Source organism: Paracoccus sphaerophysae (assembly GCF_000763805.1).
In the GTDB taxonomy this organism is placed as follows: domain Bacteria; phylum Pseudomonadota; class Alphaproteobacteria; order Rhodobacterales; family Rhodobacteraceae; genus Paracoccus; species Paracoccus sphaerophysae.
The window spans coordinates 62,740-77,790 of record NZ_JRKS01000007.1; the positions used below are offsets into that span (position 1 = coordinate 62,740).

At 70.8% G+C, this 15,051-nt stretch carries 13 protein-coding genes; all 13 read right to left on the bottom strand.

The window, feature by feature from the left end; all coding sequences use genetic code 11:
* Nucleotides 1-8: 8 nt before the first annotated feature.
* A complete protein-coding gene (locus IC63_RS04055; protein ID WP_052041859.1) occupies nucleotides 9-1,061 on the bottom strand; it encodes a cell division protein FtsQ/DivIB in 1,053 nt (350 codons plus the stop codon).
* Nucleotides 1,049-1,936 (bottom strand): D-alanine--D-alanine ligase, encoded by an 888-nt coding sequence (locus IC63_RS04060; RefSeq protein ID WP_036717133.1) that lies wholly within the window; start codon nucleotides 1,934-1,936, stop codon nucleotides 1,049-1,051. The genes IC63_RS04055 and IC63_RS04060 overlap by 13 nt, the downstream gene beginning before the upstream one ends.
* Nucleotides 1,937-2,195: 259 nt before the next feature.
* Nucleotides 2,196-3,116: a UDP-N-acetylmuramate dehydrogenase gene (gene murB, locus IC63_RS04065; protein WP_036717134.1), complete on the bottom strand. Its 921-nt coding sequence runs from the start codon at nucleotides 3,114-3,116 to the stop codon at nucleotides 2,196-2,198.
* Between the two features lie 142 nt (nucleotides 3,117-3,258).
* Entirely contained in the window at nucleotides 3,259-3,543 is a 285-nt protein-coding gene (locus IC63_RS04070) for a hypothetical protein (RefSeq protein ID WP_036717135.1), read from the bottom strand.
* Nucleotides 3,543-4,967: a UDP-N-acetylmuramate--L-alanine ligase gene (murC, locus tag IC63_RS04075; protein ID WP_036717136.1), complete on the bottom strand. Its 1,425-nt coding sequence runs from the start codon at nucleotides 4,965-4,967 to the stop codon at nucleotides 3,543-3,545. Before murC ends, IC63_RS04070 begins: the two co-directional genes overlap by 1 nt.
* Nucleotides 4,964-6,064 carry a UDP-N-acetylglucosamine--N-acetylmuramyl-(pentapeptide) pyrophosphoryl-undecaprenol N-acetylglucosamine transferase gene (locus IC63_RS04080; protein WP_036717137.1) on the bottom strand — a complete coding sequence of 367 codons (1,101 nt, stop codon included), beginning with the start codon at nucleotides 6,062-6,064 and terminating at the stop codon, nucleotides 4,964-4,966. The genes murC and IC63_RS04080 overlap by 4 nt, the downstream gene beginning before the upstream one ends.
* Nucleotides 6,061-7,227, bottom strand: coding sequence for a peptidoglycan glycosyltransferase FtsW (locus IC63_RS04085; protein ID WP_036717138.1), 1,167 nt, complete (start codon nucleotides 7,225-7,227; stop codon nucleotides 6,061-6,063). The genes IC63_RS04080 and IC63_RS04085 overlap by 4 nt, the downstream gene beginning before the upstream one ends.
* Before the next feature lie 256 nt (nucleotides 7,228-7,483).
* Nucleotides 7,484-8,887, bottom strand: coding sequence for a UDP-N-acetylmuramoyl-L-alanine--D-glutamate ligase (murD, locus tag IC63_RS04090; protein WP_036717139.1), 1,404 nt, complete (start codon nucleotides 8,885-8,887; stop codon nucleotides 7,484-7,486).
* Nucleotides 8,884-9,228, bottom strand: coding sequence for a hypothetical protein (locus IC63_RS17875; RefSeq protein ID WP_156965342.1), 345 nt, complete (start codon nucleotides 9,226-9,228; stop codon nucleotides 8,884-8,886). The genes murD and IC63_RS17875 overlap by 4 nt, the downstream gene beginning before the upstream one ends.
* A 2-nt stretch (nucleotides 9,229-9,230) precedes the next feature.
* The gene (gene mraY, locus IC63_RS04095; RefSeq protein ID WP_036717140.1) at nucleotides 9,231-10,316 is read right to left on the bottom strand and encodes a phospho-N-acetylmuramoyl-pentapeptide-transferase; all 1,086 of its coding nucleotides are present in this window, start codon (nucleotides 10,314-10,316) and stop codon (nucleotides 9,231-9,233) included.
* Nucleotides 10,316-11,701 (bottom strand): UDP-N-acetylmuramoyl-tripeptide--D-alanyl-D-alanine ligase, encoded by a 1,386-nt coding sequence (locus IC63_RS04100; protein ID WP_036717141.1) that lies wholly within the window; start codon nucleotides 11,699-11,701, stop codon nucleotides 10,316-10,318. Before IC63_RS04100 ends, mraY begins: the two co-directional genes overlap by 1 nt.
* On the bottom strand, nucleotides 11,698-13,182 hold the full coding sequence (locus IC63_RS04105) for a UDP-N-acetylmuramoyl-L-alanyl-D-glutamate--2,6-diaminopimelate ligase (RefSeq protein ID WP_232222504.1): 1,485 nt from the start codon (nucleotides 13,180-13,182) through the stop codon (nucleotides 11,698-11,700). Before IC63_RS04105 ends, IC63_RS04100 begins: the two co-directional genes overlap by 4 nt.
* Before the next feature lie 16 nt (nucleotides 13,183-13,198).
* Nucleotides 13,199-15,001 (bottom strand): peptidoglycan D,D-transpeptidase FtsI family protein, encoded by a 1,803-nt coding sequence (locus IC63_RS04110; protein ID WP_036717142.1) that lies wholly within the window; start codon nucleotides 14,999-15,001, stop codon nucleotides 13,199-13,201.
* Nucleotides 15,002-15,051: the final 50 nt, after the last annotated feature.

Sequence of the window (15,051 nt, forward strand, 5' to 3'; positions counted from 1 at the left end):
CTGCTGCCTCAGCCCTGCCGCGCGGGTCTGCCGCCACGCTTGCCGGTATCCTTCCCCGTCGCCGCAGCGCCTGCGGCGGGGGCGTCGTCCTCGGGCTCGATCTCGCGCCCGTCGGGGCCCAGCTCGGGCAGCCCCTGCGCCCGCCGCAGCCGGTTCTGCGCGGTCAGGCCGATCCGCAGCACCGGGCGCTGCGGGTCGCGCAGGTCGACGGCGATCACGTCGCGCGACAGCAGACCGTCGGCTCGGTCCAGCGACAGCGCATGTTCCAGCGCCGGCAGCGGCCGGTCGGCGGGCAGCATGATGCGCTGGCCGCGGTCGAGCACCAGGTCCCAGCGCCGTTCCCCCATCCGTTCGAGGCCCCGCAGCCGCGGCAGGATCGGCCCGGCGGCGCCGATCAGCGCTAGCGCCTCGGCGGCGCGTTCGCCCGCGCCCTCGCCCGCGATCACCGGCAGGTCCGAGCGCAGATCGCGCGAGGTCACCGAGGCGACGCGGTGCCCGGTGCGGTCCATCAGCTCGATCCCCCGGGCGTGGCGCCACAGGACGGCGGGCTGGCGTTCGGTTACCACCGCCGACAAGATGCCGCCGGGCTTGATGCGCAGGTCCACGTGCTCGACCGCGTCCAGAAGCTCGATCTGGGTGCGCAGCGCGGGCAGGTCGATGTCAAAGCTCGACGCCGGCAGCGTCACCGGCAGCATCGCCCGCAGGCCCTTGTCCACGGCGGCCGAGGCACCCTCGATCTGCATCGTCTTGACCATGAAGGCGTCGCGCGACTGGATGCGGTCGACCATCGCCGTCAGCCCGCCCGACAGGTTCGCGCGGCGGGTGTCGTCGGCCAGGTACAGCCCCGCCACCATGCAGACGAGGAAGGCCGGCAGCCCCAGCCGGAACAGCCGCCGGTACAGCGGCCGCAGCCACATCCGGTTCAGCCGATAGGCGAGCCGAGACGGCCCCGGTTCGCGGCGCGGCGCGCCGGCGGGCTGGGGACGGGCCCCGGCCCGGCGCACGGGCGCCAGCCGATGGGCGACGTTCTGCGGTCCCTGGCGATGGATCAGTCCCGACACCGCGCGTCCTCCACCATCCAGCGGCACAGATCGGGGAAAGCGATCCCGGCATGGGCGGCCTGTTCCGGCGCCAGCGAGGTCGGCGTCATCCCCGGCTGGGTATTGGTTTCCAGCAGGATCAGCCCGGCCAGCCCGCGGCTTTCGTCCCAGCGGAAATCGGTGCGCGACAGGCCCGCGCAGCCCAGTGCGCGGTGGGCGCGGAGGGCATAGTCCAGGCAGGCGGCCTCGATCTCGGCCGGGATCTGGGCCGGGACGACGTGGCGTGATCCGCCCTCGGCATATTTGGCGTCATAGTCATACCAGCCCGCGGTGATGATCTCGGTCACCCCCAGCGCCCGGTCGCCCATGACGGCGGTGGTCAGCTCGCGCCCCGCGGCGTAGGTTTCCACCATCACCCGGGCGGGCATGGCGTCGGACAGCGGCGGCGCGTTGTCGCCCTCGCGGACGATATAGACGCCGACCGAAGAGCCCTCGTCGTTCGGCTTGACCACATAGGGCGGCGGCATGACATGGCCCGCGCGCACGTCCTCGCGGTCTGCGATCACGCTGTCCACGACCGGCAGCCCGGCCTCGCGATAGGCCTGCTTGGCGCGGGTCTTGTCCATCGCCAGCGCCGAGGCGAGCACGCCGGAATGGGTATAGGGCAGGCCCAGCCATTCCAGCAGGCCCTGCACGCAGCCATCCTCTCCGAACCGGCCGTGCAGGGCGTTGAAGACGACATCGGGGCGGGCATCGGCCAGCCGCGCCGGCAGGCTCGCGCCCTCGTCCGGGCCGAGCGTGATCTCGACGACGTTGAATCCCGCCACACGCAGCGCATCCGCGCATCCACGGCCCGTGGACAGGGACACCTCGCGTTCCGCCGAGGGGCCGCCCATCAGGACCGCAACCGTGTGGGCTGTCCTGCTCGACCTGCCCGCCACATCAGCCTTTCGCCCGGTTGTCCGGGACTGGTTTGCGGGGATTTTCCCCCGATTTTATGGCGCCTTCGCCGGCGCTTGGTAATGGCGGCATGATAGCCACAGACGGCCCTGCGGGGGAAGAGGGTTTCTGCGCCGGCGGCTTGTTTTGCCAGGACGCGCAGGACCGGGGCGCTGCCCCCGGACCCCGGGATATTTGCGACCGCCCGACGCGGCCTTATGCCGGGTCGCCGATGCGGATGACCTCCCACGTCAGCTCGTGGCCGGAATTGGCGCGCACGCGGTCGCGGACGAGTTCGCCCAGGTTCTCCAGGTCGGCAGCGGTCGCGTCGCCGGTGTTGATGAGAAAGTTCGGGTGCTTATCGCTCATCTGCGCGCCGCCCAGGCGGTGGCCGCGCAGGCCCGCATCCTCGATCAGCTTCCATGCCTTGAGGTCGTGGACGTCGTCCGCCCGCCCGGTCGAGCTGAAGCCGGCCGGGTTGCGGAAGGTGGATCCCGCCGTGCGGTCCCTGGTCGGCTGGCTCGCATCGCGGCGCGCGAGCTGGTCCTCTATCTTCGCCAGCAGCGCGTCGGGCTCGCCGCGGTCGGCGCGGAAGGTGGCGCGGGTCAGCACCCAGCCCTCTGGCAGGTGGCTGTGGCGATAGTCGAACTGCAGTTCGTCGGGGGTGAGCGTGAGGATGGCGCCGTCGCGGGCCACGGCCTCGACCTCGACCAGATGGTCGGCGACATAGGCGCCATAGCAGCCGGCGTTCATGCGGATCGCGCCGCCGATGCTGCCGGGGATGGTGCGCAGGAAGGTCAGGTCCAGCCCGGCCTCGGCAGCGCGGCGGGCGACATGGGCGTCCAGCGCGGCGGCGCCGGCGATCACCCGGTCGCCGTCGATCTCGATGCCGTTGAAGCCGCGGCCCAGCCGGATCACGACGCCGCGGATGCCGCCGTCGCGGACGATCAGGTTCGACCCGACGCCCATGGGAAAGACCGGGACCGACATCGGCAGGTCGCGCAGGAACACCGCCAGGTCGTCACGGTCGGCGGGCTGGAACAGCCACTGGGCCGGACCGCCGACCCTGAGCCAGGTCAGGTCGGACAGCGGGCGTTCCGGCGTCAGCGTGCCGCGCGGGGTGGGAAGATCGGTCATGGCGGGCGCCTTGTCGGGGAGCGGGTCGGTCCGCAGGTAGGACAGTGGCGGGGCTGTGGCAAGCGTCAGGGGGCGTCGCCCCCTCGGCGCGTGCCGCGCCTCACCCCCAGGATATTTGGGCAAAGAAGAAGCGGGAGGCGCGTCAGTCAGGCCGGCGGCGGTGGGCGTCCCAGAAGCCGGCGACGGCGCCAAGGATCAGCGAGACGAGGCCGGGGACGATCACGAGGAAGATTAGGTTGGCCTGCGCGATCTGCGCCTCGGCGGGGGGCACCTCGCGGGTCAGGTTCCAGCCGATCAGCGCGACCGCCGCGCAGACCGCGAGCGCGCCCAGCAGCCCGGCCAGCCCCCAGCGCCGGGCGGCGAGCCAGGCGAGCAGCCCCGGCACCGTCCCGGCCAGGGCGGCGGGCAGCGCGTAGTCGGAGAACATCAGGCCGCCCGGGCGGTCAGCCGCTCGGGGAGCGCATTCGCCCAGGCCGAGATGGTGCCGGCGCCGAGGCAGACCACCATGTCGCCGGGCCGGGCCTGCTCGCGCACCAGCCGGGCGAGATCGTCCTCGTCCATCACCGCGCGGGCGTGGCGGTGGCCGTGCGCGATCAGGCCCGCCACCAGGTCGTCGCGGCTGGCGCCCGGGATCGGGTCCTCGCCGGCCGAATAGATCTCGGCGATGGCGACCACGTCGGCCTCGTTGAAGCAGGTGCAGAAATCGTCGAAGAGATTCGAGAGGCGCGAATAGCGATGCGGCTGGTGGACCGCGATCACCCGGCCCTTGGAGGACTGCCGCGCCGCCTTGAGCACGGCGGCGATTTCCACCGGGTGGTGGCCGTAATCGTCGATGATGGTGACGCCGTTCACCTCGCCCACCTTGGTGAAGCGGCGGCCGACGCCGCCGAACTTGGCGAGCGCCGCGCGGATCTCGGCCCGCTTCATGCCCAGATGGCGGGCGACGGCCACCGCCGACAGCGCGTTCGAGACGTTGTGATCGCCCGGCATCGGCAGGGTGCAGCCCTCGATCATCGGCACCTCGCCATCCTCGCCCCGCTCGCCCTGCAGGGCGATGTCGAACTGCGCGACGCCGTTCTCGTAGCGCAGGTTCACCGCCCGCACGTCGGCCTGGGCGTTGAAACCAAAGGTCACGATGCGGCGGTCGGTGACGCGGCCGACCAGGCTCTGCACCTCGGGGTGGTCGGTGCAGCAGACCGCGAGCCCGTAGAAGGGGATGTTCGACACGAAATCGGTAAAGCCCTTGCGCAGCGCGTCGAAGCTGCCCCAGTGCTCCATGTGCTCGGGATCGATGTTGGTGACGATGGCGATCGTCGCGGGCAGGCGGTTGAAGCTGCCGTCGCTCTCGTCGGCCTCGACCACCATCCACTCGCCGGCGCCGGCGCGGGCGTTCGAGCCGTAGGCGTGGATCACCCCGCCGTTGATGACCGTGGGATCGAACCCGCCCGCGTCCAGCAGCGTCGCCACCATCGTCGTGGTGGTCGTCTTGCCGTGCGTCCCGGCGATGGCGATGTTGGATTTCAGCCGCATCAGCTCGGCCAGCATCTCGGCCCGGCGGACGACCGGCAGGCCGCGGCGGCGGGCCTCCTCCAGCTCGGGGTTGCCCTTCTTGATCGCGGTCGAGATCACCACCACCCCGGCGTCGCCGATATTCTCGGCCCGCTGGCCCTCGAAGATCGTGGCGCCCAGGCTTTCCAGCCGGTCGGTGATCTTCGAGCGTTTCGCGTCCGACCCCTGCACGGTGTAGCCCAGCGTCATCAGCACCTCGGCGATGCCGGACATGCCGATGCCGCCGATGCCGACGAAATGGATGGGGCCAAGCTCTCCGGGCAGTTTGGTGGCAGCGTTCATGAGGTCAGTTCCGTTACAAGATCGTAAAGCCGGGCCGCCGCGTCGGGACGGCCCAGGGACAGCGCGGCGTCGGCCATGGCGCGGGCGCGCGCCGGGTCCGACAGGATGCCGCGCAGATCGCGCGTCAGGCTGGCCGCGTCCAGCACGGATTCGGGCAGCAGCACGGCTGCGCCGTTTTCCGCCAATGCCCGCGCGTTGGCGGTCTGGTGGTCTCCGGTCGCCGCGGCATAGGGGATCAGGATCGCGGGCCGGCCGATCACGGTGATGTCGGCGATCGACGAGGCACCGGCGCGGCTGATGACGGCCTGCGCCGCGGCCAGCCGGTCGGGCACGTCAGCGAAGAAGGGCTGGACCTCGGCGGCGATGCCGGCGTCGGCGTAGGCGGCGACCACGCGGTCGTGATCCTCGGCGCGGGCCTGGTGGCTGACCTGCAGGCGGGCGCGGACGTCTTCGGGCAGCGCGGCGACGGCGGCGGGCACGACGTCAGAGAGCCGCCGCGCGCCCTGGCTGCCGCCGATGACCAGCAGGTGCAGCGGCCCCTCGTCCGGCGGCTGATAGGGCGCCGCAGCGTGGTCCAGCACCGCCTGCCGCACCGGGTTGCCGACATGCACCCCCTCGACCCCCGACGGCAGGTCGGTGGGCCAGGTGCCGCAGGCGACACGCTGGACCCGCGAGGCAAAGAGCCGGTTCACCCGCCCCATGACGCCGTTCTGTTCGTGGATCATCCGCGGGATCCCCAGCATCCCCGCCGCACTCAGCGCCGGGATCGTCGGATAGCCGCCGAAGCCCACCACCATCGCAGGCCGGTCGCGGCGCAGCCCGGCGACGGCCGCCAGCACCCCCTGGGCGATGCGCAGCGGCGCCACGGCCTTGCCGGCGATCCCGCCGCGGGCGGTGGTGGCAGAACTGACGATCTCGCGCACGACCTCGGGCGGGAAGCCGCCAGCATAGCGGGCGCCGCGGTCGTCGGTGGACAGCTTCACCCGCCAACCGTGGGCCAGCAGCCGCTCGGCGAGCGCTTGCGCGGGGAACATATGCCCGCCGGTGCCGCCGGCGGCGATCAGGGCCAGCCTGCCCCCTGCCGTTCCGCCCCTCATCGGCCGGGGCGTCCCATCACGTCGGCCAGCAGGTTCTGCGGCCGCGTGCGGGTCAGCGCCAGCAGCATCCCCAGCGTGATCCCCGAGGCGATCACCGACGAGCCGCCATAGCTCACGAAGGGCAGCGTCATGCCCTTGGCCGGCAGAAGCCGCACCGCGACGCCCATGTTGATGAGCGCCTGCCCGCCGAAGGCGCAGGCCAGCCCGGTGCCCGCGATGCGCGCGAAGGGGTCGCGCTCGCCCAGCAGGCGCCACAACGAGCGCACGACGATGGCGCAGTACAGCGCGATGATCATCACCACCATGACGAAGCCGTATTCCTCGGCCGCGACGGCGATGATGAAGTCGGTATGCGCGTCCGGCAGCGACCATTTCACCGTCCCCTCGCCGACGCCGACGCCGAAGAACCCGCCCTCCTGGATGGCGTTGGTGGCATAGCCGATCTGGGTACGCGGATCGACCTCGGCCGACAGGAAGCCGTTGATGCGCCGGGCGAAATGTTCGCTGTTGGCATAGGCAAACATGCCGCCGAAACCGGCCAGCGCGATGGTCCCCGCGATCAGCGTGACCGGGGCGCCGGCGATGAAATACATCACCAGCCAGGCGAACAGGATCAGCGAGGCCTGGCCAAAGTCGGGCTGCAGCGCCAACAGCACGATCACCGCGGCGGCCACGAAGAACGAATACAGCCGCCCGGGAGGCCCGCCCACCGCCTGCGCCGAGGCCATGAACCACGCGCAAAGCGCGATGAAGCCAGGCTTGAGGAACTCGGACGGCTGCACCGAGGCGAAGCCCAGCGACAGCCAGCGCGTGGCGCCCTTGCCGAAATCGGTGCCGATGAAGGGCAGCGCCAGCACGGTCAGGAAGGCGCCGAGGAACAGCAGCACGCCCAGCCGGCGCACCTGCACCGGCGACATCATCGAAATGACCAGCATCACCGCCAGCGCCAGCCCGCCAAAGACGGCCTGCCTTGTGACATAGTAGAAGGCGTTGAGCCCGTTGCGTTCGGCCAGCGGCACGCTCGCGGCAAGGCCCAGCAGCAACCCGATGGCATAGAGGCCAAGGATGCAGGCCAGCGCCCATTTGTCGACCGTCCGCCACCAGCGCGGAAGAATCGGATCGCCCACCCGCGCGGGCGTGGTGCCAAAGACCATCTCGGTCATGGGAATACCGCCGTCACTGCCTCTGCCCTGCCCGGTTGTCCGGGTCTGGGGCGAAGGATAGCGCGGATCAGGGGACGGCGCTACTGCGGAATGTGGCCTGAGACAGCGGCGCCGGACCGGGGCCAGCCCCCGGACCCCCGGGATATTTGAGACCGCCCGAGAGCAGGGCTCGGGTTCGGGCGGTCTGAAATATCCTCGGGGGGGATCGCGCGGCGCGCGATGGGGGGCAGACAGCCCCCCTTGCCAACGGCGCCGCTCAGCGCGGCAGGGCGGCGACCAGCGCGGCAAAATGCTCGCCGCGCTTTTCGAAGTTCGGATACTGGTCGAAACTGGCGCAGGCGGGGGCCAGCAGGACGGTGTCGCCGGGCTGCGCCTCGGCATGGGCACGGGCGACCGCGGCCTCCATCGTCTCGACGACCTCGTGCGGGGTGGCGCCCAGCTGCAGGGCGAAGTCGCGGGCCGAGTGGCCGATCAGATAGGCCTTGGTGACGCGGCCGAATTGCGGGGTCAGCGCCGCGATGCCGCCCTCTTTGCCCAGGCCGCCGGCGATCCAGCGGATGTTGTCGAAGGCCAGCAGCGCCTTTTCGGCGGCGTCCACGTTGGTTGCCTTGGAGTCGTTGACCCAGCGCACCCCGCCGATCTCGGCGATGGTCTGGCTGCGGTGCGGGAGGCCCGCGAAGCTGGCGAAGGCAGCCTCGATCTCGCGCGGGCCAAGGCCCACCGCGCGGCAGGCGGCGTAGGCCGCGCAGGCGTTCTGGTGGTTGTGCGCGCCCGGCAGGCCGGTGACGCCGCGCAGGTCGATCGAGGCCACCTGCCGGCCCTTGCGCCATTCGGCGAGAAACCCCTTGCGGGCGGTGACCGACCAGCCGAAGCCGTCCAGCTTGCCCTCGACCGACACCCGGATCACCCGGTCGTCCAGCGGCCCCTGCCCCATCTGGTTCGCCAGATAGCGCCCCTCGGGTTCGTCCACCCCGATCACGCAACGGTCCGGCCCGCCCTCGGCGAACAGCCGCCGCTTGGCGGCGAAATAGCCGCCCATGCCGCCGTGGCGGTCCATGTGATCGGGTGACAGGTTGGTGAACACCGCCACGTCCGGGGTCAGCGCCCGGGCAAGGTCGGTCTGGTAGGAGGACAGTTCCAGCACCACCACCTCGCCATCCGCCGGAGGTTCCAGCGACAGCACGCCGGTGCCGATATTCCCGCCCATCTGGGTCGGCCGGCCGGCCGCGTCGAGGATATGGTGGATCAGCGCCGTGGTGGTGGACTTGCCGTTCGAGCCGGTCACGCAGATCACCCGCGGCGGGGTGTCGAACGACTCCCACCCCTGGGTGGCGAAGCTGCGGAAGAACAGCCCGATGTCGTTGTCGACCGGCACCCCCCGCGCCAGCGCCTGGGCGATTGCCGGGTGCGGCGCCGGATACAGATGCGGGATGCCGGGCGAGGTGATGAGCGCGTCGATCCGCTGCTCCCACGCCTTGTCGCGGGTCAGGTCGGCGAGGGTCCAGCCCTCGGTTTCCGCCTGGGCGCGGGTTTCCGCGCTGTCATCCCAGGCGATGACGGTCGCCCCGCCTTCGCGCAGCGCGGCGGCAGTGGCGCGGCCCGAACGGCCAAGGCCGAGGACGGCGATGGTCTGGTTTTCGACGGCGGTAACGGGGATCATTTCATTATCGTCCGCGCGAAATGCAGGACCTGGTAGCCTGCAGCAATCGGCACAAACATAATAATTATGCCCCCGAGCAAACTGACTGGCAGGAGATAGCGATGCTTTTCAAGATCAAGCAAACGGTCCAAGAGATAACTTAATCGCAATGCGCCTTTCAGTGCCATGAAAGCCCCCAAAATCGCCAAGGCAACACCGGCAGCTAGACCCCAAAAGGCTGTATAGCCATCCAGATCGCCGCCTAAAATCGTTCCAATCGCGTAGGCCGATGCCAACCCCAAACCGATAGCTGTAAGGATCGTTCGACAGGCTTTTTCGACTTCGTCTTCCCTATCGAACATCCTCACCTCAGCTTCAGCGTCGCCAGCCCGATCAGCGCGAGGATCACGGCGATGATCCAGAAGCGGATGACGATCTGCGGCTCGGCCCAGCCCTTCTTCTCGAAATGGTGGTGGATCGGGGCCATCAGGAACACGCGGCGGCCGGTGCGCTTGAAATAGAAGACCTGGATGATGACGCTCAGCGCCTCGACCACGAACAGGCCGCCGACGATGGCCAGCACGATCTCGTGCTTGACGCAGACGGCGATGGCGCCCAGCGCGCCGCCCAAGGCGAGCGAGCCGGTGTCGCCCATGAACACCGCCGCGGGGGGCGCATTGTACCACAGGAAGCCCAGGCCGCCGCCGATCAGGGCGGCGACGAAGACTCCGATCTCGCCGGTGCCGGGGACGAAGTGCACGCCCAGATAGTTAGCAAAGACCGCGTTCCCGACCAGGTACGAGATGATGCCGAAGGTCGCGGCGGCGATCATCACCGGGCCGATCGCCAGCCCGTCCAACCCGTCGGTGAGGTTCACGGCGTTGGCCGCCCCCACGATCACCAGCATCGCGAAGGGCACGAACAGCACGCCCAGGTTGATGAGCGCGTTCTTGAACACGGGCAGCGCCAGTTGCCCCGACAGCGCGTCGGGATGCAGCGCGGCCGCCGCCAGCCCGGCCAGCGCGCCGACGGCAAGCCCGATCCCCATCCGCACCCGGCCGGACACGCCGGCATGGTGCTGCTTGGTGACCTTGGCATAGTCGTCGGCAAAGCCGATCGCGGCAAAGGCCGCCGTCACCAGCAGCACGATCCAGACATAGCCGTTATCCAGCCGCGCCCACAGCAGCGTCGACACGAACAGCGCCGACAGGATCAGGATGCCGCCCATCGTCGGCGTGCCGGCCTTGGCGAAGTGGTCGGGGCCGATCTCGCGCAGCGGCTGGCCCTTCTTCTGCTTGACCCGCAGCCAGTTGATCAGCGGCCGGCCGAAGAGAAAGCCGAAGATCAGCGCGGTGAAGAACGCCGCCCCCGCGCGGAAGGTGATATAGCGGAACAGGTTGAACACGCCACCTGCGCCCTCGGGCGACAGGTTGGCCAGCCAATACAACATCAGGCGGTCCTCGTCTCGACGCCGGGCGTCTGCCGGGATTTGCGGATCGCGTCAACCACGCTGGCCACGCGCGAGAATTTCGATCCCTTGACGAAGACCACGTCGCCGTCCTGCACCAGCTCGGCCGCGCGGTCGCACAATTCGGCGGCGGTTTCCGACCACAGCCCCCGGCGCGCGGGCGGCAGGGCGTCGAACATGTGCCGCATCCGCGGCCCGCAGGCATGGACTACGGCGATGTCGTCGAGCGCCGGCCAGTCGGCGATGCCGCGGTGGATGGCGATCTCGTCGGGGCCGAGTTCCAGCATGTCGCCGAGGATCACCACCCTCCGCCCGGCGGGCAGTTTCGCCAGCGTGGCGAGCCCCGCGGCGAGGCTGACCGGGTTGGCGTTGTAGCTGTCGTCCAGCAGGGTGACGCCGCCCATCTGCTCGACCGCGCCGCGGCCCTTGTAGGGGCGCCAGTCGGCCAGGGCGGCGGCCGCGGCGGGCAGGTCGGCGCCCAGCTTTTCCAGCGCCGCCAGCACGCCGACCGCGTTCATCACGAAATGTTCGCCGGCGCTGGCCAGAGTCGTCTGAATGGTCTGGCCGAGGATGCGGGCCTTGACCCGCGTGGCCCCGTCCGCGGGCTCGGCCGACAGCGGCTTCGCCATGCCGTGGGCGCCGAAGCCCACCACCACCGCGCCCACCGCGTCGGCGGCATCGCGCAGGAGCGGGGTGACCGGCAGGTCCTCGGGCAGGATCGCGGCGCCCATCGGTTCCAGCCCGGCAAGGATCGCGGCCTTTTCGCGGGCGATGGCGGCGACGTCGGCGAAGGCTTCCAGGTGGACCGCGGCGACGGTGGTGATCATCGCAACGTGGGGGCGGGCCATGCGGGCCAGGGGCTCGATCTCGCCCGGGTGGTTCATGCCGATTTCCAGGATCGCCCAGTCGGTCTCGGCCGGCATCCGCGCCAGGGTCAGCGGGACGCCCCAGTGGTTGTTGAGGCTCGCCTCGGCGGCGTGCACCCGCCCCTGCCCCGCCAGCGCGGCGGCGGCCATGTCCTTGGTCGAGGTCTTGCCCATCGACCCGGTGATCGCCAGCACCCGGGCCCTGGTGCGCGCCCGACCGGCCCGGCCCAGCGCCTCGAGCGCGCCCACCACGTCGGGCACCACCAGCAGCGGCGCGTCCGGGGCCACGCCCTCGGGGATGCGGCTGACCAGCGCGGCGGCGGCGCCTTTCTCCAGCGCCTGCGCCACGAAGTCATGGCCGTCGCGGGCATCCTTCAGCGCCACGAACAGATCGCCGGGGCGCAGCGTCCGGGTGTCGATGGAAATCCCCTCCGCAGCCCAGTCGGCGGTGGAACGCCCGCCGGTCGCGGCGGCGGCGTCGGTCGAGGTCCACAGGCTCATAGGCGGTCATCCAGGGCTGCGACGGCGATGCTGGCCTGCTCGGCGTCGTCAAAGGGGAACACGTCGGCGCCGACGATCTGGCCGGTCTCGTGCCCCTTGCCGCAGATCAGCAGCGCGTCGCCGGGTTCCAGCACGTCGACGGCGCGCAGGATCGCCTCGGCGCGGTCGCCGACCTCGGTCGCGTCAGGCCCGGCGCCGGCCATGACCTCGGCGCGGATCGCGGCGGGGTCCTCGGTCCGGGGGTTGTCGTCGGTCACGAAGACCACGTCAGCGAACTGCCGCGCGGCCTCGCCCATCAGCGGGCGCTTGCCGCGGTCGCGGTCGCCACCGGCGCCGATCACCGCGACGATGCGGCCCATGACGTGCGGGCGCAGCGATTGCAGCGCGGCGATCACTGCGCCGGGCTTGTGGGCATAGTCCACGAACACCGCCGCGCCGTTGTCGCGCTGCGCGGCCAACTGCATCCGCCCGCGCACCGTGGTCAGCCGCGGCAGCGCCCCCAGCACCTGATCGGGCGTCGAGCCGGTGGCGAGGCACAGCCCCGCCGCGCACAGCACGTTTTCCGCCTGGAAGCCGCCGATGAGGTCCAGCCGGATCAGCTGCACCTGCCCGGCCATCTGGAACCGCAGCTCCTGCCCGGTCGCGTCATAGCGCTGGCCGAGGATGCGCAGGTCGCAGCCCTCGCCGCGCCCATAGGTCGTCAGCCGCAACCCGCGGTCACGGGCGATTTGGGCCATCTGCCGGCCGCGGTCGTCGTCGGTGCAGATCACCGCCGCCGCGCCCGGTTCGAGGATATGGTTGAACAACAACGCCTTGGCGGCGAAATATTCGTCGAAGCCGGCGTGGTAATCCAGGTGGTCCTGCGAGAAGTTGGTGAACGCCCCGGCAGCCACGTTCACCCCGTCCAGACGGCGCTGGTCGAGCCCGTGCGAGGACGCCTCCATCGCCGCATGGGTGACGCCCGCGGCGGCGGCCTCGGCCAGCACGCGGTGCAGCGTCACCGGTTCCGGCGTGGTGTGGGCGAGCCGGGCCTGATAGTCACCCTCGACCCCCATCGTCCCCAGGCTGATCGCGGGGATGCCCAGCGCCTGCCAGATCTGGCGGGTGAAGTTGGTGACCGAGGTCTTGCCCGAGGTCCCGGTCACCGCCACCACCGTCTCGGGCTGGGCCGCGAACCACAGCGCCGCCGCCCCGGCCAGCGCGGCGCGGGGGTCCTGGGCCACGATCAGCGCGGCGTCGGACCCGGCGAGTGCCTCGGCCGCGATCTCGGCCCCCTGCCGGTCGGTCAGGATGGCGCCGGCGCCCTGGCGCAGCGCGAACTGGATGAACTCGCCGCCATGCGTCGCCGATCCAGGCAGGGCCGCGAACAGATGGCCGTCGCGGACCTGGCGCGAATCCACGGAAATGCCGGTGACGACCGGGTCGCGCCCGTCCGCGGCCCTCAGTCCCAGCCGGGACAGCTGCCTGGGTTCGATCTGCAACCGCTCGTCCTTTCGCTTATCTCGACGAGACCCTTACGGCATCCGCGGGACGAGGTTCAATCTCGGGCAGCTTGAGGCCTTCGGGGCGCAGCCCCAGCATCGGCGACAGGCGCTGGACCAGCGCCGCGGCGACAGGGGCGGCGGTGGCGCCGGCGGTGCGCGATTCGCCGCCGCCCGCCGCGGCGACCGAGGGTTCGTCCAGCGACACCACCAGCACGTATTCCGGCGCGTCGGTCGGATACATGGCGGCGAAGGTCGAGACCACCTTGCTGTTGTAATAGCCGCCGCCGGGCTTGGGCTTGTCCGCCGTCCCGGTCTTGCCGCCGACGGCGTAGCCCGGCACCTCGGCCGCCTTGGCCGTGCCCCGCGTCACCACCCCGCGCAGCAGGTCGCGCGCCGCGGCGGCGGCCTTGGGCGACAGCACCGGCTCGCCCCGCGGCGGCTCGCGGCGGTGGACCAGCGTCGGGCGGACCCGGCGGCCGTCATTGGCGATCGTCGCATAGGCCGAGGCGAGATGCAGCGGGCTCGCCGCCAGCCCGTGCCCGAAGGCCACCGTCGCCTGGGTCACCGCCGGCCAGCGCCGCGGCACCAGCGGCTTGCCGGTCGGCGCCTCGGTCATCTCGACCGGGGTGGGATCGAAGAACCCCAGTTCGCGCAGGAACTTCTGCTGCCGCTCGGCGCCCAGCATCTGCGCCACCCGCACCGTGCCCACGTTCGACGACTTGGCGATCACGTCGCGGACCGACAGCTGGCCGCCATAGTTGTGGAAATCGTGGATCAGATACTTGCCGATCTTCATAGGCGAGTTGGCGTTGATCATCGTGTTGGCGTTGATCAGCCCCTCGTCGATGGCCTGCGCCACCGGGAAGATCTTGAAGGTCGAGCCCAGCTCGTACTGGCCCTGCACCGCCCGGTTGAACAGCGGGCTGTCCGACGGATCGCCCTTGAGCAGCGGTTTTGGCCGGTCGTTCGGGTCGAAATCGGGCAGGCTCGCCATGGCGACGATCTCGCCCGACTTCACCTCCATCAGGATGCCGGTGGCGCCCTTGGCGGACATGACCTTCATGCCGTTCGACAGCACCTCCTCCATCGCCGCCTGGGCGGTGAGGTCGATCGACAGCTGCAGCGGCGCGCCGTTGTTGGCCGGATCGCGCAGCCAGTTGTCGAAGGCCTTTTCGACACCGGCCATGCCCAGCACCTCGGCCGAGCTTACCCCCTCGTTGCCGAATTGCGACCCGCCGAGGATGTGGCTGGCCAGATGCCCGTTCGGATACAGCCGCATCTCGCGCGGGCCGAAGACGAGCCCGGGCTCGCCGATGTCGTGGACGGCCTGCATCTGTTCGGGGCTGATCTTCTTCTTGATCCAGACGAACTTGCGGTCGCCGGTCAGGTCGGTCGCCAGCCGCTTGGCGTCGAGGTCGGGAAAGATCTTGGCCAGCTTAGCCGCCGCCGTCGCCGGGTCCACCAGGTCGCGCGGATGAGCATACAGCGCGTGGGTGGACAGGTTCGTCGCCAGCACCCGCCCGCGCCGGTCCACGATATCCGCCCGCTGCGAGATGATCTGCGCGCCCGAGGTCTGGCTGCGCGGCTCGCTGGGCTGGCTGCTGGCCAGCGCCCCCATCTGGAACACCACCGTGCCGAAGGCGCCGAGGAAGCACAGCACCATCAGCTTGAGCCGGCCTTCGGCGCGGCGGCGGGCCTTGTCTTGGATCTCGGCGTGGCGGCGGGCGCGCAGCTCGGCTTCGATCTCGTCGGGGTCCTGACCGGCCTGGCGGGCGGACAGGATACGGGCCAGCGGGCGCAGGGGGGTGCGGATCATCGGCTCACTCCGGGGGGGCGTCGGTTGCGGTGATGGCGGTGTCGGTGGGC

Coding starts and splice junctions, on each gene's coding strand:
- IC63_RS04060 (WP_036717133.1), bottom strand. CDS start 1,936: ATGGGCGGCCCCTCGGCGGAACGCGAGGTGTCCCTGTCCACGGGCCGT.
- murB (WP_036717134.1), bottom strand. CDS start 3,116: ATGACCGATCTTCCCACCCCGCGCGGCACGCTGACGCCGGAACGCCCG.
- IC63_RS04070 (WP_036717135.1), bottom strand. CDS start 3,543: ATGTTCTCCGACTACGCGCTGCCCGCCGCCCTGGCCGGGACGGTGCCG.
- murC (WP_036717136.1), bottom strand. CDS start 4,967: ATGAACGCTGCCACCAAACTGCCCGGAGAGCTTGGCCCCATCCATTTC.
- IC63_RS04080 (WP_036717137.1), bottom strand. CDS start 6,064: ATGAGGGGCGGAACGGCAGGGGGCAGGCTGGCCCTGATCGCCGCCGGC.
- IC63_RS04085 (WP_036717138.1), bottom strand. CDS start 7,227: ATGACCGAGATGGTCTTTGGCACCACGCCCGCGCGGGTGGGCGATCCG.
- murD (WP_036717139.1), bottom strand. CDS start 8,887: ATGATCCCCGTTACCGCCGTCGAAAACCAGACCATCGCCGTCCTCGGC.
- IC63_RS17875 (WP_156965342.1), bottom strand. CDS start 9,228: ATGTTCGATAGGGAAGACGAAGTCGAAAAAGCCTGTCGAACGATCCTT.
- mraY (WP_036717140.1), bottom strand. CDS start 10,316: ATGTTGTATTGGCTGGCCAACCTGTCGCCCGAGGGCGCAGGTGGCGTG.
- IC63_RS04100 (WP_036717141.1), bottom strand. CDS start 11,701: ATGAGCCTGTGGACCTCGACCGACGCCGCCGCCGCGACCGGCGGGCGT.
- IC63_RS04110 (WP_036717142.1), bottom strand. CDS start 15,001: ATGATCCGCACCCCCCTGCGCCCGCTGGCCCGTATCCTGTCCGCCCGC.